Annotated in this window: 22 protein-coding genes; 7 read left to right on the forward strand and 15 right to left on the reverse strand. The window is 45.7% G+C overall.

Annotated features, from left to right (window positions below):
* Positions 1–53: 53 nt before the first annotated feature.
* The 8 genes from CHX35_RS00225 to CHX35_RS00260 form a co-directional block, all read right to left on the reverse strand.
* Entirely contained in the window at positions 54–1,673 is a 1,620-nt protein-coding gene (locus CHX35_RS00225) for an ABC-F family ATP-binding cassette domain-containing protein (protein WP_091832086.1), read from the reverse strand.
* A 159-nt stretch (positions 1,674–1,832) separates the two neighbouring features.
* Positions 1,833–3,185, reverse strand: a complete 1,353-nt coding sequence (locus CHX35_RS00230; RefSeq protein ID WP_091832088.1) for a TrkH family potassium uptake protein — start codon at positions 3,183–3,185, stop codon at positions 1,833–1,835.
* A gap of 30 nt (positions 3,186–3,215) precedes the next feature.
* Complete coding sequence (locus CHX35_RS00235) at positions 3,216–3,869, reverse strand: potassium channel family protein (RefSeq protein ID WP_091832091.1); 654 nt, start codon at positions 3,867–3,869, stop codon at positions 3,216–3,218.
* Between the two features lie 237 nt (positions 3,870–4,106).
* A complete protein-coding gene (locus CHX35_RS00240) occupies positions 4,107–4,874 on the reverse strand; it encodes an SDR family NAD(P)-dependent oxidoreductase (protein ID WP_091832094.1) in 768 nt (255 codons plus the stop codon).
* A 27-nt stretch (positions 4,875–4,901) separates the two neighbouring features.
* The gene (locus tag CHX35_RS00245) at positions 4,902–6,305 is read right to left on the reverse strand and encodes a glutamine synthetase family protein (RefSeq protein ID WP_091832096.1); all 1,404 of its coding nucleotides are present in this window, start codon (positions 6,303–6,305) and stop codon (positions 4,902–4,904) included.
* A gap of 6 nt (positions 6,306–6,311) precedes the next feature.
* Positions 6,312–7,793, reverse strand: coding sequence for an NAD-dependent succinate-semialdehyde dehydrogenase (locus CHX35_RS00250; RefSeq protein WP_245838567.1), 1,482 nt, complete (start codon positions 7,791–7,793; stop codon positions 6,312–6,314).
* 225 nt (positions 7,794–8,018) lie between these two features.
* Positions 8,019–9,407 carry a 23S rRNA (uracil(1939)-C(5))-methyltransferase RlmD gene (gene rlmD / locus CHX35_RS00255; protein ID WP_091832099.1) on the reverse strand — a complete coding sequence of 463 codons (1,389 nt, stop codon included), beginning with the start codon at positions 9,405–9,407 and terminating at the stop codon, positions 8,019–8,021.
* A 133-nt stretch (positions 9,408–9,540) separates the two neighbouring features.
* Positions 9,541–10,470 (reverse strand): diacylglycerol kinase, encoded by a 930-nt coding sequence (locus CHX35_RS00260; RefSeq protein WP_091832102.1) that lies wholly within the window; start codon positions 10,468–10,470, stop codon positions 9,541–9,543.
* Between the two features lie 98 nt (positions 10,471–10,568).
* On the opposite strand from CHX35_RS00260, the gene CHX35_RS00265 reads away from it, so the two are divergent.
* Positions 10,569–11,066, forward strand: coding sequence for a hypothetical protein (locus CHX35_RS00265; protein ID WP_091832105.1), 498 nt, complete (start codon positions 10,569–10,571; stop codon positions 11,064–11,066).
* A 451-nt stretch (positions 11,067–11,517) separates the two neighbouring features.
* Here the strand turns inward: CHX35_RS00265 and CHX35_RS00270 are convergent, their stop codons facing one another.
* Positions 11,518–12,738, reverse strand: coding sequence for an SMI1/KNR4 family protein (locus tag CHX35_RS00270; RefSeq protein ID WP_091832108.1), 1,221 nt, complete (start codon positions 12,736–12,738; stop codon positions 11,518–11,520).
* A 252-nt stretch (positions 12,739–12,990) separates the two neighbouring features.
* Here CHX35_RS00270 and lepB point away from each other — a divergent pair, with 252 nt between their 5' ends.
* Positions 12,991–13,332 carry a signal peptidase I gene (gene lepB, locus CHX35_RS00280; protein ID WP_281252040.1) on the forward strand — a complete coding sequence of 114 codons (342 nt, stop codon included), beginning with the start codon at positions 12,991–12,993 and terminating at the stop codon, positions 13,330–13,332.
* 26 nt (positions 13,333–13,358) lie between these two features.
* Here lepB and CHX35_RS00285 read toward each other — a convergent pair whose 3' ends face one another.
* From CHX35_RS00285 to gatC, 5 genes are all read right to left on the reverse strand, one after another.
* Entirely contained in the window at positions 13,359–13,643 is a 285-nt protein-coding gene (locus CHX35_RS00285; RefSeq protein WP_091832117.1) for a hypothetical protein, read from the reverse strand.
* 103 nt (positions 13,644–13,746) lie between these two features.
* A complete protein-coding gene (locus CHX35_RS00290) occupies positions 13,747–13,986 on the reverse strand; it encodes a hypothetical protein (protein WP_140413504.1) in 240 nt (79 codons plus the stop codon).
* 97 nt (positions 13,987–14,083) lie between these two features.
* On the reverse strand, positions 14,084–15,517 hold the full coding sequence (gene gatB, locus CHX35_RS00295) for an Asp-tRNA(Asn)/Glu-tRNA(Gln) amidotransferase subunit GatB (RefSeq protein WP_091832122.1): 1,434 nt from the start codon (positions 15,515–15,517) through the stop codon (positions 14,084–14,086).
* The gene (gatA, locus tag CHX35_RS00300; RefSeq protein ID WP_091832125.1) at positions 15,514–16,968 is read right to left on the reverse strand and encodes an Asp-tRNA(Asn)/Glu-tRNA(Gln) amidotransferase subunit GatA; all 1,455 of its coding nucleotides are present in this window, start codon (positions 16,966–16,968) and stop codon (positions 15,514–15,516) included. Before gatA ends, gatB begins: the two co-directional genes overlap by 4 nt.
* A gap of 12 nt (positions 16,969–16,980) precedes the next feature.
* Positions 16,981–17,271, reverse strand: a complete 291-nt coding sequence (gene gatC / locus CHX35_RS00305) for an Asp-tRNA(Asn)/Glu-tRNA(Gln) amidotransferase subunit GatC (protein WP_091832129.1) — start codon at positions 17,269–17,271, stop codon at positions 16,981–16,983.
* Positions 17,272–17,656: 385 nt separating this feature from the next.
* Between gatC and CHX35_RS00310 the strand changes: the two genes are divergently transcribed.
* The 4 genes from CHX35_RS00310 to CHX35_RS00325 all read left to right on the forward strand — a co-directional run bounded on the left by CHX35_RS00310 (position 17,657) and on the right by CHX35_RS00325 (position 21,395).
* Positions 17,657–19,732 carry a carbon starvation CstA family protein gene (locus CHX35_RS00310; RefSeq protein ID WP_091832132.1) on the forward strand — a complete coding sequence of 692 codons (2,076 nt, stop codon included), beginning with the start codon at positions 17,657–17,659 and terminating at the stop codon, positions 19,730–19,732.
* A complete protein-coding gene (locus CHX35_RS00315) occupies positions 19,729–19,935 on the forward strand; it encodes a YbdD/YjiX family protein (protein ID WP_091832136.1) in 207 nt (68 codons plus the stop codon). The genes CHX35_RS00310 and CHX35_RS00315 overlap by 4 nt, the downstream gene beginning before the upstream one ends.
* A gap of 249 nt (positions 19,936–20,184) precedes the next feature.
* Positions 20,185–20,925 (forward strand): tRNA(His) guanylyltransferase Thg1 family protein, encoded by a 741-nt coding sequence (locus tag CHX35_RS00320; protein WP_091832139.1) that lies wholly within the window; start codon positions 20,185–20,187, stop codon positions 20,923–20,925.
* A 17-nt stretch (positions 20,926–20,942) separates the two neighbouring features.
* On the forward strand, positions 20,943–21,395 hold the full coding sequence (locus CHX35_RS00325) for an ATP-binding protein (protein ID WP_091832142.1): 453 nt from the start codon (positions 20,943–20,945) through the stop codon (positions 21,393–21,395).
* A gap of 184 nt (positions 21,396–21,579) precedes the next feature.
* On the opposite strand, the gene CHX35_RS00330 is transcribed toward CHX35_RS00325, so the two are convergent.
* Positions 21,580–22,815, reverse strand: coding sequence for an SGNH/GDSL hydrolase family protein (locus tag CHX35_RS00330; RefSeq protein ID WP_091832145.1), 1,236 nt, complete (start codon positions 22,813–22,815; stop codon positions 21,580–21,582).
* Positions 22,816–23,050: 235 nt separating this feature from the next.
* Between CHX35_RS00330 and CHX35_RS00335 the strand changes: the two genes are divergently transcribed.
* Positions 23,051–23,659, forward strand: a complete 609-nt coding sequence (locus tag CHX35_RS00335; protein ID WP_091832148.1) for a DUF5819 family protein — start codon at positions 23,051–23,053, stop codon at positions 23,657–23,659.

A 23,659-nucleotide genomic window follows, 5' to 3' on the forward strand; every position in this document is an offset into this window, starting at 1 on the left:
TTTACTCTCGATAAAAAAAGCTTCCCACCATGTGGTGAGCCGCTTTTTCTTCATCACTCGTACATGCTTTTCACTTTTTGCTGTAATGCTTGATCCTCTAGATATTCATCATAGGTCGTCATTTTATCGACCAGCCCTTGAGGAGTGATCTCCATCACTCGATTGGCCACGGATTGAATCATTTGATGGTCATGCGTCGTAAAGATAATCGTCCCTGGGAATTCTTCCAATCCCTTGGTCAAAGCAGTAATCGCCTCCATGTCCAAGTGGTTGGTCGGTTCATCAAGGATCAAGACGTTTGCACCGGATAACATCATCCGTGACAACATACAGCGAACCTTTTCTCCTCCAGAGAGAACCTGCGCTTGTTTTAACACTTCCTCTCCAGAAAAGAGCATCCGACCAAGGAAGCCACGAATAAAGGTCTCTGATTGATCATTGAGCGAGTATTGACGAAGCCAATCGATCAAACTTTGATCCGCACCCTCAAAATAGGCATTATGATCCTTGGGGAAATATGCCCGGCTTGTCGTAACCCCCCATTGAAATTCCCCTGCATCGGGTACAAGCTCCTCAACAAGAACCTGCATTAAGGTCGTTTTCGCCAAACCATCTGGACCAACTAGGGCGACTTTATCCCCTTTATTAATCCGAAAAGAAAGATGATCCAGTACTTTCTCTCCTTCAACGGTCTTTGATAAACCTTCAACGCCAAGTAGGTCATTCCCCGCTTCCCGTTCCGGTTCAAAATGGATAAAAGGATATCTCCGCGAAGACGGCTGAATATCATCTGGAGTCAATTTATCCAACATTTTTTTACGAGAAGTCGCTTGTCGTGCTTTTGATTTATGAGCACTAAAGCGCGCAATAAAGGTTTCCAATTGCTTCCGTTTCTCATCCACCTTTTTATTCTTCTCTTTCGCTAAAGCAAGGGCCAACTGACTGGATTCATACCAGAAATCATAGTTTCCAACATAGAGCTTAATCTCTCCATAATCGATATCCGCCATATGAGTACATACGGTGTTTAAGAAATGACGGTCATGGGAGACCACAATCACGGTATTTTCAAAGTTAAGAAGAAAATCTTCCAACCACCGAATCGCTTCAATGTCCAAATGGTTGGTCGGCTCATCTAAAATCAAGATATCCGGCTCACCAAATAAGGCCTGTGCCAACAATACCTTCACCTTGTCGTTGCCCTCTAAGTCCTTCATCTTCTTACTATGAAGTTCTTCGAGAACACCCAAGCCAGAAAGAAGTTGTGCCGCTTCGGGTTCCGCTTCCCAACCATTTAACTCAGCAAACTCCCCTTCTAATTCCGCAGCCCTAACCCCATCTTCGTCTGAGAAATCAGGTTTTGCATAGAGCGCATCTTTCTCCTGCATGATGGCATAGAGCCGCTCATGCCCCATGATAACCGTTTGCAATACTTCTTGTTCTTCATACTGAAAATGATCCTGTTTCAGAACGCCCAGACGCTCTCCTGGGGTAATGTGTATTTCCCCTTTATTGGCTTCCACTTCACCCGAGAGGATTTTTAGGAAAGTTGATTTTCCTGCACCATTGGCACCGATCAGCCCATAGCAGTTCCCCGGAGTAAATTTAATATTGACGTCTTCAAATAACTTTCGCCCACCATACCGTAGGCCAATTCCTTGTACACTGATCATAAGAAAACCGTCCTCCAAACTACATAAACTTCCCCTATTGTAACACGGAGGTAAAGTCATGCGTGCTACGATTTACAATAACTTCATTTTCGTCTAAGAAGCTTCATCCAATACCCATTACGCTATTTGGAATCAAATCCATTCACTTCTTTACCTACGTTAACCGGTTAAGGGTGATTCCTCAGGATACCGGATCAGCACTTGCTTATCTCGTTTTGCAAGGGCATAAGCCAAGGTGAGTGGTCCCAGTCGACCTGCAAACATAGTAAAGGTGATTAAGACTTTCCCAAGTGGTGTTAATTCTGGCGTTAAATTTAATGACATCCCTACCGTACCAGAGGCAGAAACCACTTCAAATAAGGCCCTCGTTAACCCAGTATGTTCGGTAATCGTCAGTAAGATCGTTACCGTCACGATGAGGGTAAGAGAAACAACAAACACCGTCAACGCTCGATAAACGAGCTGATAAGGGATGCGCCGCCGATAGGTGACAACATCACTTTGCCCCCGAATCATCGACCAGGCAGCTAAAAGCACGATCACAAATGTCGTCACTTTAATACCGCCACCCGTCGAACTCGGTGCTGCACCTACAAACATCAACATCATGATAATAAACTGACTGGCAGGATACATATGAGCGATGTCCAAGGTGTTAAATCCTGCTGTACGCGGCGTTACTCCTTGAAAGAAGGAAGCGAGCAATTTATCCGACCAGGACAAATGAGCCAGGGTTCTAGGGTTCGCCCACTCCACTAATAAGATGGATAAGGTACCCATCATGATTAAAATCCCAGTTCCTGTCAGTACAAGCTTCGTATGTAAGCTCAACCTTCGATTCCGAGTCTTGTAACATTGAATCAGGTCAGTCATCACAACAAAACCTAAACCGCCTATAATAAACAACCCAGCGATGGTAAGCGTAATTAAGGGATCACCCACGTACTTTGATAAGCTACTAAAGGGTTTCTCATCACCAAATAAATCAAATCCAGCATTATTAAAGGCAGACACCGAGTGAAATAGTGCATAGTAAAGCCCTTTGCTCCAACCCCATTCGGGAACCCAGCGGATCGAAAGCAAGAAGACCCCCACTGCCTCTACCACCAACGTAATTGTCAAGACCAGCTGAGTCAGACGTACAATCCCTTGCAAATGGCGTTGCTGAAAGGATTCTTGTAGAACCCGTCGCGATTTTACACCAATTCTTTTCCCCAAGAAGATCGCAAACAACACACCAAAGGTCATAAATCCAAGGCCACCCAATTGAATAAGAAGAAGGATGACTCCTTCTCCAAAGGTACTAAATGTTGTTGCTGTATCCACTACGACCAATCCTGTTACACAAACGGCTGAAGTCGCTGTAAATAACGCATCTAAAAAACTAATCGATTCCCCACTCTCTGTCGCAATCGGCAATGAAAGCAAAACCGCCCCTGCTAAGATGACAACAGCAAAGCCTAGCACAAGTATTTTCAGTGGAGATAAACTATGAATAATTCGCTTCGCCATATTTTCCACACCTTTAGAGTGCCTTCACCCTTAATTACGTTTTTCCAATCGCAATAAGTCATCGTTGTGTCCGATCACAACCAAAACGTCTCCTTTATGGATCACATCATTCGCCATAGGAGCAATATTAATGCGTTTGCCTGATTTAATGGCCATCACATTACAGCCAAAAAGAGAGCGCACATCCAATTGTTCAAGGGATTTCCCATCAAAATAATCCCCTGCACTAATCTCGATGATACTATAATCTTCCGCTAGCTCAATGTAGTCTAAGATGTTCGGGGAAATGAGATTGTGTACAACTCGCAAACCCATATCCCGTTCGGGATAAACGACCTTCTCTGCCCCAATCTTATAGAGCACTTTCCCATGAAGATCATTTTTTGCTTTAACGACCACTCTTTTTACACCAATCTCTTGCAAAATAAGGGTCGTCATAATGCTGGATTGGATATCTTCACCAATGGCAACCACAACAATATCAAAATTATTGATGCCTAGCGCTCGTAGCGCATTTTCGTCAGTAGAGTCCGCTTCTACGACATGGGTTACTATCTGCGAGAAGTCTTGTACTCGATAAGGATCTTTATCAACAGCCATGACTTCATATCCCATTTCATACAAAGCTTTTGCCACACTGGCTCCAAAACGACCCAAACCGATTACCGCAAAATTTTCCGTCATTCCGATCCCTCCGCCCACAAGTGGACTCATTATATACCATGTCCTTTTATGGGACAATACATAGAATTGAACTACTATCAGGGATACCCTATCCATGATAAAAAATACCCTCTATCGCTTCTGCACAGATGGGTTCTCTGTGTTTACGTTTAAGGGTATCTTAATGAATCGTGTTCGATTATCATCACTCATCTCGATTTGCATTAATCCACCGATGTAAGGATGAACCTTACCTTCTCAAAAATAGTTACTGGTAATCCCTCCATCAATGGGAATAATCGATCCATTGGTCCAATCCGACTCATCCGAAGCTAAATAGATCGCGCAGTGAACAATATCCTCCGCTTTACCAAATCGACCACTTGGTTGACGACGAAGACGAATTTGACGAGCTGCTTCATCCTTTAATAACCATTCCGTAAGCAATGGCGTTTCAATTGGCCCTGGACAAATAGCGTTACAACGGATTCCTTGTGGCCGAAATTGAATCGCTAGGGATTTTGTCATAGCCATCACTGCGCCTTTGGAGGCTGTGTAGGCATCCTGTGGAACACTGCATCCCATCGATGCGACAAAGGAGGCTATATTGATAATCGAGCCGCTTCCTTTGGACAGCATGTGTGGGATGGTATGTTTACACATGAAATAGATTCCCTTCACGTTGATTTGAAAAACCCGATCCCAAACAGCCTCTTCTGTATCAATTACGGAGTGATCCTCAGCTGGCATAATTCCAGCATTGTTATAGAGGACATCTGGTGGACCATATTGTTGTACCGCCATCTGGACAGCGTTTTTCACACTCTCCTCATCGCCCACGTCACAAACTATGAGTTTCGCCCGACCGCCCTCTTGCTGAATCGTCGATACCGTTTGTTGACCAGACCCTTCATCAATTTCCAATATCCCTACGGTAGCTCCCTCAGCAGCAAACATGCGAGCCGCTGTGCGCCCCATCCCACTCCCTCCACCTGTAATCCAACAAACCTTATTGTGAAGTCGCATCCCAAGCTTCCCCACTCTCTGTTGATGTTAGCCTTGCTCAAAATAACGTCTGCGCTCCCAATTGGTCACAAACATATCGAAGGCTTGTTGCTCCAAGCGTGCTGCATGTCCATAATGGTAGGCAACCTCCTCTCCTAACACCTTCTTTACCACCTCGCTCCTCTCCCAACAATCAACGGCTTCGTATAGGGAACGTGGAATTGCCAAAGCTCCCTCCTTCCCTTCATAAGCGTTCCCTTGATGCTCTGTTGCCAGTGTAAGTTCTTCTTCTAATCCCTGTAATCCGGCTCCGATCATCGCAGCATATGCCAAATACGGATTAATATCTGCCCCCGTAATACGATTTTCCATTCGCAAACTACTCTCCGAGCCTACAATGCGATACCCTGACGAACGATTATCACGGCTCCATACAATATGTACAGGTGCCCAGCTCTCGATTGCAAACCGTTTATAAGAGTTAATATTCGGCGCAAAACAAAGGGCAAAGTCTCTGGTATATGCCAACACGCCTGCGAGAATGCATTGCATGGTTGAAGACATACCATCAGAATTTGTCCCCGCATCATAAAAAAGACTTTTCCCTGTATGAAGGTCTTGCGCACTCATATGAATATGACCACTCGAACCCGTCCAGCGGTGATCCGGTTTTGCCATAAAGGTGAGGGCAACACCTTCTTTGATTCCGATCTCTTTGGCCCCATGCTTAAATAAGGCATGACGATCCGCTGCGATGAGTGCATCACTATACCCTATGTTAACTTCGTGTTGTCCAATCGATGCCTCTCCTTTTGATGACTCAATCGGAATATCTGTAGCGGCCATCCATTGCCGCAATTTGCGATAAAAGGGTTCATTGCGCGTCCCTTGTAATAAATTGTAATCCTCGTTATAGTGACCCGCTAACTGCAAATGTTCATACCCTTTTTGATAAGCTTCCTCATAGGTATCCTTCATTAGGAAGAACTCTAACTCACTCGCCATTGAAAAAACAATGCCCTTCTTCCGCGCCCGATCTACCTGTCGCTTTAAAATACTGCGTGGCGATATATCGATCAGCTCTCCTGTGGATTCATCCACCGCATCACACAAAATTAATGCCGTTCGTTCTAGCCAGGAGATTACCCTCACCGTGTTCCAATCGGGCTGTGCTAACCAATCGCCGTATCCGTCACTCCAATTCACCTTTTGATAACCACTTGGCGTATTCATTTCCATATCGGTACCTAAAAGATAGTTACAAAAATGCGCGCCATGTTTTAACCCTTGTTGCAGAAAAAATTCACCGGTTAATCGTTTTCCCATCAACCGACCTTGCATATCGCAGATCGCAAGAATTACCGTGTCGATTTGACCATTTCGAACAGTGGAGATTAGCTCTTCTTTAGAAATTCGTCCTCGGTTGCGAGAGATTTGCACCGTTTGATCCATCTGCCATCACTCCTTAGAACCGATGTCATTTTCTTCAGTGAGCATCGTAATCAACGTTTTCAGCTCTAAAAACTCCTCTAAACCAACACGACCTCCCTCACGGCCCACTCCACTTTCCTTCACGCCTCCAAAAGGAGCTTGGGGAAAACTTAATGATGTCCCATTCACACCCACCATTCCAAAGTCTAATGCTTCACTTACCCGATTAATCCTGTGCACATCCTGAGTAAAGAGATAGGCTGCTAATCCATAGGGTGTACGGTTGGATCGCTCAACAACTTCCGCCTCCGATTGAAAAGAAAGAATGGGTGCAACAGGTCCAAATACCTCCTTCTTAGTCAAAGCCATTCCATCGTTGACATCCACTAGCACGGTCGGTTCGTAATAGTACCCCTTCTCATACATTCCATCGGTTAATTTTTTGCCTCCACAGAGTAGACGTGCTCCTTGATCAATCGCTTCTTGAACGAAGGTTGCGACTTTTTCCTGCGCTTTCCGATGAATCAGTGGTCCAATCTGAGGTCTTCCTTCTATTTTTTGCCCTACCACAATACGAGAAACTCGGCGATGAATCCTCCTCTCTAATTCTTCTCTAATGGGCTCTTGCACATAAATTAAGTTGATCCCATTACACATTTGTCCACAGTTTTCAAATTTATTATCCACAATCGCATCCGCCACACGATCCAAATCCGCATCATCAAAAACGATCGCTGGAGCATTGCCCCCTAATTCCAGGGAGATTCTTTTCATATGATCAGCGCTTTGGCGCATTAGCTCTTTCCCCACATCGGTGGATCCGGTAAAGGAAATCTTTCGTACCCGATCATCTTTAAGCCAGGTCCTCCCAACCATCGCCGCCTCTCCGGTCACTAGATTCGCAACGCCAGGAGGCAGACCCTCCTCTATCAATAAGGAAAGTAAGGCGGAAGCGATTAATGGAGTATCACTGGCAGGTTTAATGACCACGGTACACCCCGCAGCTAATGCAGGCGCCATCTTACGTGTCACCATGGCCGCCGGATAATTCCACGGCGTAATCAACGCGGCCACTCCCACCGGCCGATAAAGCACCGTAATTTGTTGGCCGTGCCGGCTCGGCGCGAGAATCTCCCCACCGACTCGCTTCGCCTCTTCTCCATACCATTCAACAAAGTCTGCAGCGACCCCTAACTCCCCAGTGGCTTCGGCGATGGGCTTTCCCTGTTCACATGAGAGGAGCTCGGCTAATGAATCACGATGACAACGGATGGCATTCGCCCATTTTTTAAGCACTTCTCCCCGTTCATGGGGAAGTTTCTTCGACCAACTTGGAAAAGCAGTCCAAGCTGCGTCCACTGCGCGGGTTGCCATTTCTTCATTCCCCCACGGCATCTCTCCAATTGATTCACCTGTGGCTGGATTAATTACCTCTCTGCGATGGGAGCTGGTGTCTTTTCTCCCATTGATCCAACAGGAACCTTCAGACATCCAAGAATGTACTCGCATACTTTCCCTCCTTGAATCACCCGATCACAAGTGGAAAACTTCCCCTTTTATCCCCTAAGATTAAAAAATATTGTATCAAATAGAGAAGACACAAACAACTGAATTGATAAAATAATAAGAAAATTATTTATACCTGAATGGGTATGGATAGCGCTCTGTCATCTTCTCCATACCCAAGAACCCTTCTGTTATCAATCGCTCATCCTGTATAACGATTCACAAAGACTATCCTTTATCTTCCATTCTATCAAAAACCGTCACACATTCAATATGATTGGTATGAGGAAACATATCCACTGGTTGTACCCCTCGCATTTGAAAACCCCTTTCTTCCAATCGAGAGGCATCACGGGCAAGCGTTGCTGGATTACACGAAACATAGACGATTCTTTCTGGATTCATCTCCACACAAGCATCCAAAAGCCTTTCTTCACACCCCTTCCGAGGTGGATCCACTACGATCACTTGTGCACGAATTCCTTCCTGTTCCCAACGAGGCAAGACTTCTTCTGCCTTCCCACAGGTAAAGCTTGCATGATGAATGTCGTTAGCCATCGCATTTTCACGTGCATTGTCAACCGCTTGGGCAATCGACTCAATGCCCAAGACTCGTTTGGCGTCCTTAGCTAGATACAGACCAATGGTTCCCGTACCACAATAGACATCGAGCACCGTCTCTTTCCCTGAGAGAGAAGCGAAGTTTTTCACTTCGCGATACAGTCTCTCCGTTTGCAGTGGGTTTACTTGAAAAAAGGAATGGGGGGAGATGGCAAACCGTACGTCGCCGATATAATCATGGATCACTGGGTCACCCCACAGAAGCCGATTTTCATTCCCTAATACGACGTTGGAGCGTCTTTTGTTGATATTTTGCACAACAGATGTAAGACCTGGGATCTTCTCAATCAAGGAAGACAGGAGCTCTTTTTTACGTGGAAGATGTTCCCCGTTGGTAACCAACACCACCATCACATCGTTGGTATGGATCCCTGTTCTCACCATGACATGTCGTAAAATCCCTCGATGGTTTTTTTCGTTATAGGAGGGGATCTGAAGCTCTTTCACTCGGTTTTTTACCCATTGTATCGTACGATCATTTTCTGGTTGCTGGATCATACAATGACTAAATTCAACAATCTGATGGGACCCTGCTGCATAGAATCCTGCCACTGTCTTCCCATTTCGCTGCCCAAAGGGGACCTGTGCTTTATTCCGATAATTCCATGGGTTATCCATTCCAATAGGGGGCAATACCTTGGTATGTTCCAACCCGCCAATGCGGCGAAAAGCATCTATTACTTGCTGCTGCTTCATTGTTAATTGAGCGGCATAGGTTAAATGTTGAATTTGACACCCCCCACAGGTCTCAAATACAGGACAAGGCGCATCCACCCGTTCATCACTCGATGCAATGATTTCCTCCAAACGTGCATGGGCATAGGTCTTTTTGACTTGGGCTATCTTCACCCGCACACGCTCTCCAGGTAAAGCAAGGGGAATAAAAACCGTAAATCCTTCTTCAGTTTTTCCAACACCATCCCCTGTATGACTTAATCCGGTAATCATCAATTCTATACTCTCTCCGGATTTCACCGGGGGGATTAACTTAGGCATGATTCATGAACTCCTTCATTTCGTCAACAACCGACGAGACTCTCAGGGTCTCATTGTAGCACAGCCTGTCAGCGTGAAACCAATGGGTAAAAGGAATCACAAAAAAACCGCTTTGTAAGTAAAGCGGTTTCATTCAACCAGATGCCTTTGAACGGAGATTTACCCGCTGCTTAATTCTCATCGGACTGCATACGTCAAGGTACCCTCCCAGTATTTCAATCTTTCCAGATAACTCGCCGCCCCACTCTCCATCGAGATTCAGCTGCATCGGTTTTTCCGAGATGACCTGCAACCGATCCGTCTGGAAATAAAGAATCCGATCATCATGAATGTGTTCCCCTTTACGAACCAAACCCAGCAGTTGAATCAAATCGGCAAGATTTCCTTTTTTCACAACCAATACATCCATCTTGCCATCCGATATGTCAGCCTGTGGCGCAAGCTTTTCAAATCCACCGATAGAGGAGCTATTCGCTACCATAAACAACATAATTTCTTCAGAAAAACGACCTTCCGAAGTTTCTAATTGTACCGTAAAGGGACGGAGTAATGAACCAATCTTCTCCAATCCCTTTGCATAGTAAGCTAATGGACCAATAGCCGCCTTTAATCGACTCGGCGCCTCATAGGAAACCTCGGTTAGCCATCCCGCTGCTGCTACATTTATAAAAAAACGCTCACCCAACCGCCCGACATCCATCGGTCGAAACTGACCTTGTCCGATGACATCACACGCTTGAATCAAGTCTTTCGGCAATTTTAATGAACGAGCAAAGTCATTGCTCGTTCCACATGGGAGAATACCAAGGCGTGGCCGTTTATCTCCTAAAGCCAGTCCGTTTACCACTTCATGGATGGTACCATCTCCCCCAGCGGCAATCACAATATCAAAGCCTCGCTCCATGGATTGACGGGCCGCCTCTAAGGCATCTCCCTCGCATCGCGTCGCATGACAAGAGGTTTCCAGCTCGTAGGATTCCAGGCGTTCTAATATCCCAGGGAGCTCACGTTCAATGCATTCTTTTCCTGCAGTCCGGTTATATATGATCCGAGCACGCTTCAATATAGAGTCCCCCTCTCTTTCCTTTCACTAACGACTGCAATCCAATCTCTTTGCATAAATAGGTGATAAGACCCCCGAACAAAAAAGGAGGAGGGTGTATGTCCAATCATCAGACGGAGCTTCCTGTTACGGACCCTGCGGGTCCCGCTCTCGACCAGATCGACACCATCCAAAACACGATGACAAAAAGCATCGATGCCGAATCAATGGTATGTTCAATCAGCGCGCAGTTAACGCGCCTCCCTAATATAAAGGAATTGCCTGGGATCGCGGAGGTACTGAAGGAAAATACCTTCACCAGCTACCATCGTTTAACGGCGAAGGGTTGCATCCAGCGATTGGTCACTCAAGATTGGCACGAAACGGTGATCATCGCTTGTATTCAAAGCCTCTATACCGCCCGTAACCATGACCGGATCCGACGAGGTTACATGTTGGAAACGAAACGTGTCGCGCCTCCCCCTACCAAAGCAACCATAGAGAACTGGATACAATGGCTCGACAATGCAGAAGGCTACCTTCAAGAAACGATGGTGCAAACGCAACAATTGATCGGTTATCGACAGTGGCATCAGTTCACATCCGATCCATTGTAAAAGGTCCTTCCTCATGGCCTTTTTCACTTCTTCCTATTGTATGCCCTTTTTAGACATTGGCAAACGCGGTTGAGAAAATGGGTGACCCTAACAGGAGCCCATACGAAATAAAAAGCCGCTTGAAGAGGGGCTCCCTCCACAAGCGGTATCATTCATTTTATGCTTTTTATTGATAACGAAGGTATTGCAAAAAGCGCGTAAAGCTACTGTTTACAGGGTGATAGCGTTCTTCCTTGCTCTCCGCATCTCCAAAATCGATATTTTTGATCACTATCGCATCACGTTTCAATTAAATACTTTATGATTGTACTTTACTGCATTATATATAACAAACTATTAATTAAGATAATAATATCACTTCAATCCGTACTAAAGAGAAAGAAGACCCTCGCAAGGATCTTCTTTCTGTCATCATACTAGTTGATCGTCAACGGAAAACTATTATCATGCATCAGGATTGTAAATAATCCAACCAATGGCTAAAGGTATCCTTCACTTCGTAAAATCGATCGCTCTCTCCATCCCACAAAACGACAGGCGGATGCTCCTTGCGCTCATGATAATCCAGACACAAAATGCGTCCACTTTCACACAATGCAAAGGGGTAGTATAACGTGTCCTTAAAGTGTTTTTCATACACTTCAATCACACTCTTCTCATCCTTTTCCTTCCCCACCCTTAACAGAGATTCGACCATATCCCCTCCTATTTCATGAAAAAATCTTCTATATTCCGGTTCCCCACCATTACTTCGGATCACCAACTTTTTGTAATGAAGAGGGAGAATGATCCCCCATTCTTTCTCCACTTCTTCTAATTGCTGAATAAGCCAAGGGTAATCCCCTTTCGATACTTCCTCCGACCAGTTCACATGGAAATACATTCGGGCCAGAAAATCGAGAAATGAGGGAGCAATCTTCTCTTCTTCCTCAATTTGTGCGTTAGATGAACGATCCGAAAAAGTCACCAAAACAACTCCTGGTTCTGCTTCATTCTCTCGATAATCCAAACAGAGCATCCGTCTGCCCGAATTTTCAATAGGAATCATTCTCTCAGGAAAACTATACGTCGAAAGTTTCTTGTGAACATTATCCTCGTCTGAAACATTGAAACTAAGTAAACTTTCTATATGAGACCCACTCCCTCTCCCATTCTTATAGAAGCAAGGGATAGGAATGCCCCCATTGCAATTCAATACAATGTTTCTCAGCTCATTGGGTAATCGTAAATTCCATGTTCGTTCTGCCTCTTCTAACATACGCACCGTTACCTGAGACTCTTCTCTCTCCCACTCCACCATCACTTCCCCCAACAAATGATCTAATTTATCCGGTGCCCTCTCTGGCGTCGAAAAAACCATTCGATAATCTATTTTAGGTTCTGGTTCCTTCATCAGCACATGAACCCTATCCACTGCGCGAATAATTGATTCCTTTAACGTGTAAAGGTCATGGCTTTCTTCTGCAGAGTCCTCCCCTACAGTAACAATAAACCGGCCATTCTCAGAACCATACCACCCTACATCAATTATAAATTTCCCTTCCATATACAACACAGAAAGGAGATCCTCACCCAAAAGGCTATCTTGCTTTTCCAAGGAAACATCTAAATCAAAGTACTGCAATATATTGTGAAAAATTTCCCCATCCCCAAAATTAATTCCATCAAGCATTATTACACCTCATTTTAATTAATTATCTATTTCCGGAATATCGTCTATACTCTTATTCACTCTTTTCTTCCAATATGGTCTGAACTGCCATTCTGCGATCGGATGACCATGCATTGTTCCATCTGGTAAAAGTTCCATTCGAACATACCTCGACTCTTTTCCCTCTGATGCCCCAATAGGTCTCTTGTACTTCGCAATCTTATAACGAACTCCCTTACCGTCTGTATTCGTCTCAATACCATTTTTCCACACATTTCGCTCAAATTATCTCGAGGAGACATTATCCTCTTTCAGCCTCCTGGCTCTACTCAACTCTTTACTAAACGAATCGTTGGCCTTGCAGGTGATCGCATCCGTGCTAGGCATCATCGCTTAGATATCAACCATCATCCATCTCCCTTACCCTCATTCTCCAAAAAAGCGATCGATAATTTCCCCCTTCGCCTCGTGCCCAAGCAACATCTATTTGTAATGGGCGATAATCCAACACAAAGTATCGATAGCCGTCATTTTGGATCTGTTACGATTTCTAGCGTTGAGGGACGTGTCGTGGCAATTCTTCAGCCCTGGAATCAATTTCGATGGTTTCAATAAAGAAAAGGCCTTCTACGAAGGCCTTTTTAATACAAGTGATACCCTACAGGGTCACTGATGGAAACAGACTGGGCTAAGGTCGTACGTGATTGCTCCAACTGTGCCAGCCCTTGACTAACCGGATCACGTGCTGTGTTGGAATCGCCAACCTCCCCAAAAGCTTCAAGCGCTGATTTTGCTTGCTCCAGTTTTCGTTGGGCTTGTTGAATGACCTGGGGGTCTGCTGAATTTTGGGCAACTCGGACGAATTGAACCGCTTCTTCAGTAATCTGTAGGGCATGATTCATTCGTTGACTTCCCGCATCTTGCATATCGGATCCCTCCTTATCACCCTATTGTTTCTCCAGCCCCCCATCCTATACAAAAAACGGTTTCGCCCATGAGGCAAAACCGCTTTTTGTACATTTTTTGTACTTATTCATTAAGGCGTCGGCGTGACTGCAAAGCAAAGTAGGCAAAGAGTAGGCTGATCACACCGGCAAAGGAGTGGTTTGTTGCCATGAAGAATTGGAGCATCGCACTTCCTATCAACAACAAGGCAAGCAGAAGGTATACCTTCCGGGAAAAAGGATTTCCCCGAAATTCGAAGAGGATGACAAAAAAATACATCCCGATGACAAAATAATGAAGGGCCAAAGGTGGTTGATCTTCCAATATATAGCCCCCCATTATGAGGGAGATCAGAACTGTGGCTGCGAAAAGAAACTGCATACAAACACCTCATTTTCCCTCAACGGAGTACCTAAAAAGATCATAGACCAATCTCTTTGCGAATCAGTTCGTTTACCAACTTGGGATTCGCTTTTCCTTTGGTCGATTTCATAATTAACCCAACCAAAAAGCCAAGTGCTCGGTCTTTCCCGTTCTTGATATCGGTCACGGATTGGGGGTTGGCGGCGAGAACTTCGGCTACCATTTCCTGTAGCTTCCCTTCATCGCTAATTTGCACCCAACCCTTATCTTCAACGATCTTACCAGGGTCGCCGCCCTGTTCGATCAGTTCCTTTAATACTTTCTTAGCAATCGTACTGCTGATGGTTCCCTTTTGAATCAGCGTAATCATCCCTGCAAGCGACTTTGCCGTAATCGCAGTTTCACTCAGTTCTTTATCATGGGTATTTAAATATCCCAAAAGTTCACCAGAGATCCAGTTGGCAGCCGCTTTTGCCTCAGCGCCTTCTTCGGTCACCTCATCAAAGAAATCGGCAATCGCTTTAGTTGAAGTGAGAAGCTCCGCATCATAGGCGGACAGCCCATAGGTCTCCATGTACCGGGAACGACGCGCGTCGGGGAGCTCTGGTAGTGAAGAGCGAATAGACTCTTTCCATTCCTCATCAATCAACAGTTGCACAAGATCAGGTTCAGGGAAATAGCGATAGTCATGGGCTTCTTCCTTGGAGCGCATCACCTTCGTACGGTTCTCCGTCTCTAACCAACGCATGGTTTGTTGAGTAACCGCTTCTCCCTTATCCAAAACATCGGCTTGGCGTGTTTGCTCATATTCCAATGCCCGTTCAACATTGCGGAAGGAGTTAAGGTTTTTCATCTCCGTCTTGGTACCAAAAGCTTCTTGTCCAAGGGGACGCAAGCTGATATTGGCATCACAGCGGAGAGACCCTTCCTCCATTTTCACATCGGACACTCCTGTGTATTGAAGAATCTGCTTCAACTTTTCGAGGTACGCGCGTCCTTCAGCAGGGGTACGCATATCAGGTTCGGAAACAATCTCGATCAAAGGCACACCCACTCGGTTGTAGTCCACTAAGGATCCGTCTCCATTATCCGAGTGGTTTAACTTCCCCGCGTCCTCTTCCAAATGGACACGCGTAATGCCGATGCGTTTCTTCTTCCCTTCTACCTCAATTTCGATCCAACCACCCTCCCCAATCGGCTTATCATACTGAGAGATCTGATAAGCTTTTGGAAGGTCGGGGTAGAAATAATTTTTCCGGTCAAATTTACTCGAGGTTGCAATCTTACAATTGAGGGCAAGTGAGGCCTTGATAGCAAATTCCACCGCTTGTTTATTCAATACTGGCAGCACCCCAGGGTGACCCAGACAAATGGGGCACGTATGGGTGTTGACAGGGGCACCAAACTCGGTAGAACATCCGCAAAAAATCTTTGTTTTTGTAGAAAGCTCCGCATGAACCTCTAGACCGATCACTGTTCCATATTGGCTCATGAAGCTCCACCTCCGATCTCAGGGGCAACGAGCCGTTCTCCATGTTGTTCATAAGCATGAGCAACTTTTAGGACTTCTGCTTCATCAAAGGGTTTCCCTACAATTTGTAAACCCACGGGTAAACCATCAGCAAGTCCACAGGGCACACTGATCGCTGGCAATCCCGCTAAACTTACCGGGATCGTACATATGTCGTTGAGGTACATCGTTAAGGGATCCGAAGTTTTCTCACCCATTTTAAAGGCAGTCGTCGGTGAAGTTGGACCTACCACCACATCATAGTGGTTAAAGATCCCCTCGAAATCCTGCTGAATGAGGGTGCGCACTTTCTGCGCCTTAACATAGTACGCATCATAGTACCCAGAGGAAAGTGCATAGGTTCCTAACATAATCCGGCGTTTGACCTCATCGCCAAACCCAGCACTCCGGGTACGGCAGTACATATCGATTAGGTTCTCACCCTCGACACGGGTACCAAAACGCACCCCATCATACCTAGCCAGATTGGATGAAGCCTCCGCAGGCGAAAGGAGATAGTAGGTCGCAACAGCATACTCCGCATGAGGAAGAGAAACTTCTTCTACTTCAGCACCCAGTTCTGTAAAGACCTTCAGTGCTTGCTTCACGTTCTCTTTGACCCCATCAGCAACCCCTTCCCCAAGAAATTCCTTTGGAACTGCCACTTTCAGTCCTTTGATATCCCCTGTCAACGCAGCGGAATACTGCACCGTATCCACATTCGCCGAGGTAGAGTCGCGGTGATCAAAACCTGCAATCGCTTCGAGTACGTGGGCAGCATCTTCAACGTTCGCTGTTAATGGACCAATCTGATCCAAGGAGGAAGCAAAAGCGATCAATCCATACCGAGAAACCCGTCCATAGGTTGGTTTTAACCCAACTACTCCACAAAAGGCGGCGGGCTGGCGAATCGATCCTCCCGTATCGGAGCCAAGGGCAAATCGAACCTGACCCGCAGCGACAGCAGCGGCTGCGCCACCACTTGAACCACCAGGGACTCTACTTAGATCCCAAGGATTCCGTACTGGATAATAGCCCGAGTTTTCGTTGGATGAACCCATCCCAAACTCGTCCATATTTAACTTCCCTACCATGTTGGCACCCGCATGGGTAAGCTTCTCCATGACCGTCGCATCATACACAGGCGTATATTCCCCAAGTATCTTACTTCCCGCTGTCGTCAGGACATTCTGAGTTGAAATATTATCTTTAATTCCCATGGGTAGTGCCGCCAATGGCAACACATTTCCTGCTTCATCGAGCTTTTTCGCCCGTTCCCGTGCGCCCTCTTCATCCACCTTTAAGAAAGCACCTAGCTTGTCATCCGTTTCCTGTATACGGGCCAAGGAAGCATCTACAAGATCAGTTGCTGTCAATTCTTTTTCTTTCAATCGTTTATGTAACGAACCCAGTGGCTCTTGTAACAAAGACATAATGTTCCTCCTTTACTCTTCAAATACAGCAGGGACTTTAAACATACCATCTTTATGCTCAGGAGCATTGCGCAGGGCTTTTTCCCGATCAAGGGAGGGTTTATTTTCATCCTGACGCAGAACGTTTGCCATGGGGAGTACATGACTGGTAGGCTCTACATCGGTTGTATCCAGCTCGTTCAATTTTTCTGCAAACCCTAAGATGTCGTTTAGCTGACTGGTATAAAGCTCCGCTTCCTCATCGGTTAAATACATGCGGGCCAGTTTGGCGACATGTTCCACCTTTTCCTTGGATATCGACATCTTTTTCACCTCCACTGATTTTATTGTATGACAAACAGCGAAAACCTAAGTTTTCGCCACACTTCGTTCTGTTGTCAACCGGATGCCTTCCTATGACAGTATAGCACAAACCATGAAGCTTCTACTCACTCCCTCTGTGACAAGAGCATGGAGGAAGAGGGACTTCACACAACGAAGATAAAATAAGCAAGATGAAAGCGCTCACATTTTGTCTCCTTTTTTGCTATCCATTCATCGCTGATCGGCTCACAGTCACCATCAATTGGTTATTGATTTTCACAAACACACCCTTTATAATAACGGGAATTATCTTAAGGTACATTCTTCATTCCAAACCTTTTGATTATTCAAATCGATTGCAGCAACCGAATGGGGGAATTTCACATTGAAAAATAAGTGGGTATCCTTTTTTATCTGGTCATTGATCTCAATTCTTGGAGCCGTCGCCTTTGGCTTGCTTGCTCTTTCTCAAGGAGAAAGCGTGAATGCCATCTGGATACTGACCGCCGCAGTATGCACCTATGCTGTTGCTTATCGATTTTATAGCCGTTTTATCGCCCGACGCGTTTTTGAATTAGATGACCAACGTAAAACTCCCGCTGAAATTCACAACGATGGCAAAGATTTTGTACCAACAAATAAGTGGGTGCTATTTGGTCATCATTTTGCTGCCATTGCCGGAGCAGGGCCCTTGGTCGGACCGATACTCGCAGCCCAAATGGGATATCTTCCAGGCACCATTTGGATTATCATCGGAGTCGTCCTGGGTGGTGCTGTACAGGACTTTATCATTTTATTTGGCTCCATGCGCCGCAATGGTAAATCCCTCGGACAAATCGTGAGGGAGGAGATTGGCCCTTTCGGCGGATTTATCGCACTATTCGCGATACTCGGTATCATGATTATCCTCCTTGCAGTGCTTGCCTTGGTCGTGGTGCAAGCCCTTGCCCATAGCCCTTGGGGAATGTTCACCCTCGCCATGACCCTCCCCATCGCCTTGTTGATGGGCATTTATATGCGTTTTCTCCGGCCCGGTCGTGTGCTCGAAGCATCCATCATCGGATTTGCCATGCTCTTACTTTCTTTATGGATGGGGCAAGCTGTCGCACAAGACCCTTCTCTGGCCGCAATCTTCACCTTAGAGCCCACCACCATCAGTCTATTGTTAATCGGCTATGGTTTCATCGCCTCCGTCATTCCCGTCTGGTTACTTCTCGCTCCAAGGGATTATTTAAGTACCTTCTTAAAAATTGGCGTGATCTTTGGACTTGCCATAAGCATCCTCATTGTCATGCCCAAACTATCCATGCCTGCTCTAACTCCTTTCATTCATGGAAATGGTCCCGTATTTTCAGGGAACATGTTCCCCTTTGTATTTATCACAATTGCCTGCGGCTCTATCTCTGGATTTCACGCTCTCGTCTCCTCCGGAACCACTCCCAAGATGATCCGTAGGGAAAGCGAAGCGCGCTTTATCGGGTTTGGTGGCATGCTGACAGAATCCTTCGTTGCCATCATGGCGTTAATCGCTGCTTGTATCCTTACCCCGGGCGCCTATTTCGCGATCAACAGCCCCGCAGCGGTAGTAGGAACCGATGTCTCCCAGGTAGCTACCACCGTCTCCACATGGGGTTTTTCGGTAACCCCAGACCAACTCACAGGTCTGGCGAAGGATGTTGGCGAAGAAACGATTCTCTCCCGAACGGGAGGGGCTCCCACCCTTGCTATCGGGATGGCGCATATCTTTTCGCAAATTATCGGGGGTAAATCGCTAATGGCCTTTTGGTATCACTTCGCCATCCTCTTTGAAGCCGTCTTTATCCTTACCACCATCGATGCAGGAACACGGGTAGGTCGCTTTATGCTACAAGACCTCCTCGGACATGTTTCAAAAAAATGGGGCAAGACGGATTGGCTCCCTTCTAATCTTGTCACCAGTGGAATCATCGTCGCTGGTTGGGGATACTTTCTCTATCAAGGGGTGGTGGATCCTCTCGGCGGAATCCATACCCTGTGGCCTCTCTTTGGAATTGCTAACCAGATGCTTGCCGTCATCGCCCTCATTGCAGGAACAACCATTCTCATCAAAATGGGAAAGGCCCGCTATGCCTGGATTACCCTCCTTCCTACAGCCTGGTTGACAACCATTACCATGACCGCAGGCTGGCAAAAACTATTTAGTCCTGATCCAAAGATTGGCTTCCTCGCAGCGGCTGATAAATTTAATGCGGCGATTGATGCAAACAACGTCTTACCCCCTGCACAATCCATCGCTGAACTGAAACGAATTGTGTTTAATAATCAATTGGATGCTGCATTGACGGCGATCTTTATGCTTCTTGTCATCGCCATTCTCCTTGATGCCGCCCGTGTATGGTACAAAAAGCTGGTGCGTAAAGAAACGCTTCCCCTCGCAGAATCTCCCTATATTCCCTGGAAAAAAGGAGGGATAAGTGGATGAGTTCCCTTTTTTCATCCTGTATCCGAAGGGTTCGCGAGTTCACTGACTATCTAAATGCCATTGCCGGTGTCCCCAATTATGAGCGTTATCTCGAACACTTCAAACGGGAACACCCGGATGGGGTCCCTCTTTCTGAAAGAACGTTTCATAAACAGGCCAATGATGAGAAGTATGGTGGAAGTAGCATCCGCCGCTGTTGTTAAGTAAGAGAGCCATCCGCCCTTTAGGCGGATGGCTCTTCGCTATTAGTTCCCTATTAATATATAGATATCGAGTAATGGACAATTCCTTTTGCTTGGAGAAAAAGCACTATAATGGAGGTATTTGCAGGCTCTACTACACGTATCCCTCATTGATAATAAAAAAGCAACACTATTCATGTACGAAATCCATACCATTCATTTGTTTATATCCGTATACTACTCTTTACATCCCGTAAAAGGAGTATATCCATGAACAAACATGATGATTTTGGCGAACGCATGAAAGAGTATGAGTTTGCCTCACGCACACATTTGCCACGACGATTGCCTGTGTTAATACGAATTGATGGCTGTCACTTTCATTCCTTTACCAGAGGGATGGACAAGCCCTTTGACTTTGGCCTTATCCAATCTTTTTGGGAAACCTGTTGCTATCTTGGTCAAATGATCATGGGCTGTCAGCTCATCTATCATCAAAGTGATGAAATCTCGCTACTCGTAACCAATGATCATAAACTATCCACAGAATCTTGGTTCAAAAATAACGTACAAAAAATCGTATCCGTATCGGCTTCCCTTGCGACAGCAAAGTTTAATGAGGCGATCAAAAAGCATCATCCTAAAACACCCCTTGCCACTTTTGACAGCCGTGCATGGGTATTACCCAGTGATGAAGTGGCCAATTATTTTATATGGCGACAACAGGATGCGACCAAAAATAGCATCTCGATGCTGGCTCAAACCCAATTTACCCAGTCTGAACTGACAGGATTGAATCAGTCCAATTTACAAGACAAGTTGTTGATAGAAAAGGAAATCAACTGGAATGACCTGCCGATCTGGCAAAAACGAGGAATCTGTATTCGAAGGGTTTCTTATCAGAAAGGCAATGCAGAACGAACGCGTTGGGAAGTGGATCATGAAACACCGATCTTTTCTAAGGAACGGGAATATATCCATCAGTTCATCTCAAAAAATCCTACAAATTAAGGGTGGGTGGTTACACAATGGAGATGATTATTTTCATTGGGATTCAAGCATCGGGCAAATCAACTTTTTATAAGGAGACGTTTTTTCGCACCCATGTCCGAATAAATCTTGATATGCTTCGTACCCGGCATCGTGAACGGGTGTTAATTGAAGCTTGTCTCCATGCTAAACAACCACTCGTGATTGATAACACAAACCCTACTGCCGCTGAACGAGAAAAGTATCTGGCACTTGCTCATCAATTTCACTTTAGCGCTTCGGCTTACTTTTTTGAACCTGATTATGATGAGTCGATTGCTCGTAATCAACAGCGCGAACCTTCGGAACGCATCCCGATCCCTGGTATAAATAGCACCCTCAAAAAGTTAGAACCCCCTACCCAAGAGGAGGGGTATCAAGCAATCTATCATGTAAAGGGAGTCCAGCAACAATTCTTCGTCAAAAAGATGGATACCGACAATCGGTTATGAGACTACTAGGGTCTAAATGGCTCTGTGGAGGAAATAAAAGATTTCAGACGGAATTGCAAGTAGAAGAGTTTCCTCTCTGAAGCGTATAGCGTCGGGTGTTAAAAGCTTTTAATATCGATTCACACAAAAAAGCGGTTGAGAATTTCTTCTCAACCGCTTTTTTACTTCAGAATGAATGACAACCTTACCGAAACCAATCAAGTGGTACCGCACGAGCCATCGCTTGATAACCTGCATCACTGGGGTGAAGGTGATCCCCTGAATCATAGGCTGGACGCAACCGATTCGGGTGAGATGGGTCTCTCATCACCTTATCAAAATCGACGACCCCATCCGGTACACCACTATGGCGAATCCAATTGTTTACTTGCTGACGAGTTGCTTCCCCTTCAGGTGTATGATAGGCCGCCCCATCATTCGGAAGAAGGGTACCCATATAAATACGTACCCCTTGATCATGTGCTTTTTCTATCAGCTCACGATACCCTTTGATCAAGGATTCTGGATCATAGTTATGGGGAAGATGACCAATGTCATTAATCCCCTCTAACAAGATCACATGGGATACGCCAGGCTGATTCAACACATCGCGTTCAAAACGATTTAATGCCCTCGGACCATAGATTGGATCATCCCGTAACACCTTATTCCCTGAGATCCCCGCATTGAGAACAGATAATGGGATTCCCACTGCGCGAAACCGCTCTGCAAGGTAATCCGGATAGCGGCGATCCATATTACCCGTGGAACCAACCCCATCCGTAATGGAATCACCCATGGTAACAACGGCTTTCTTTTCTTCATCGGTGGTGAGTATATCCACCCCTGACAACCAATACCATGAAGTGACGGGCGTATCAAAATTGATTGGATCCATATCCATCGTATGATTTCCCTCGGTGGAGAGATAGGAGACTTGTCTAGCAACACGATGCCAACTGACAGGTCCACTTGCTTTTGGGACATACATACTCACTGCCAGTTTTTCACCCCGAGCAACACGGAGAGAAATAGGATCGCTTTGAATTTCTTGTCCCACTGGAACGATCACGGATTGCTTTCCTTTATACGTTACTCTGCGCAAGGTATTCGGATCGAGATCGGCCCCAATCCCCGCAATTGCGACCGTTACTTCTTTAAATATAATCGGTTTATCGCCATAGGCATTGGATAAACGCAGTTGGATCTTCTCACCATCCATGTGGGGATTGACGATCATCCGTGCGGTCTGATTCTTTACCCCAAGCAAAGCGACTCCTGAGGGATATTGATGGGCTGCTGTCCATGCTCCTACCCATATTTTATTTTTAGGGGGTTCATAACCTTCGGCTCGTTGCTGGGGTTCCATACGATTCACTACCCACCCGATCGCTATGAGGGTCACCAATAGAAGCACCCCGAATCGTATCCATCGTCTCATACTGCCTTCTCCGTTCTATATGGAAGTTCATAATTGAAATCACTCATCGTTACACCCTCCATTTTCAAGGATATTGGTTACAAAAATCAACCACAGAGGTTACATTTTTGTTAAAAATCGATTAAAAACAGACGGCGATGGACTTAGGTTGTCCCATCTTTAGAAAATAAGGCTTTACCCTCAATATGGTATGATATTGGTTAACGATGCGCCACCATGCTATGGAGGGAACCCTATGAGAAACAAACCTTGGCTCCTTCGATCCTGGATTGGGTTATTAATGGTTATTTTCATCTTCCACTTTGCCATTACTGCCTTTTATCTTACACCCGATAATGGAATGAAGACAAAGTGGTGGGATCCTTTGCAACGCTATATGGATCCGCTTTTCTCACAAAATTGGAAGCTTTTTGCCCCTAACCCTGTGTCCCAAAATAAAGACCTTTGGGTAAAGGTGCGCTGGGTCACTCAAGATGGGACAACCAAAGAAGGCGAATGGAAAAATATAACACGTCCGCTATTTAAGAAAAAACAGGGGGAGCGCCTTTCCTCAGAAGGGCGAGTGATTCGCTATCTCCATGCAGGTATGCGCTACTACGAGAGTAAAGATGAAACCGAGCAAAAAAAAGGAGAGTGGATGCTTAGACGAGCAGCATCTACTGCCATCGCCTCACACGATCCTGATAAAAAGGTGCGAGGGATTAAAGTTCGGATTGTAACCAATACCTTTCCAGAACTAAAAAAACGACACCAACCTGACGATGCCGGCCCCTTACACTTTAACGATACCAAATGGTTAGACTTTACCCCAACACCCTCCCCCGCTGCAAAGGAGTGGTTCTAA

This window comes from Marininema halotolerans (assembly GCF_900116235.1).
Lineage (GTDB): Bacteria > Bacillota > Bacilli > Thermoactinomycetales > DSM-45169 > Marininema > Marininema halotolerans.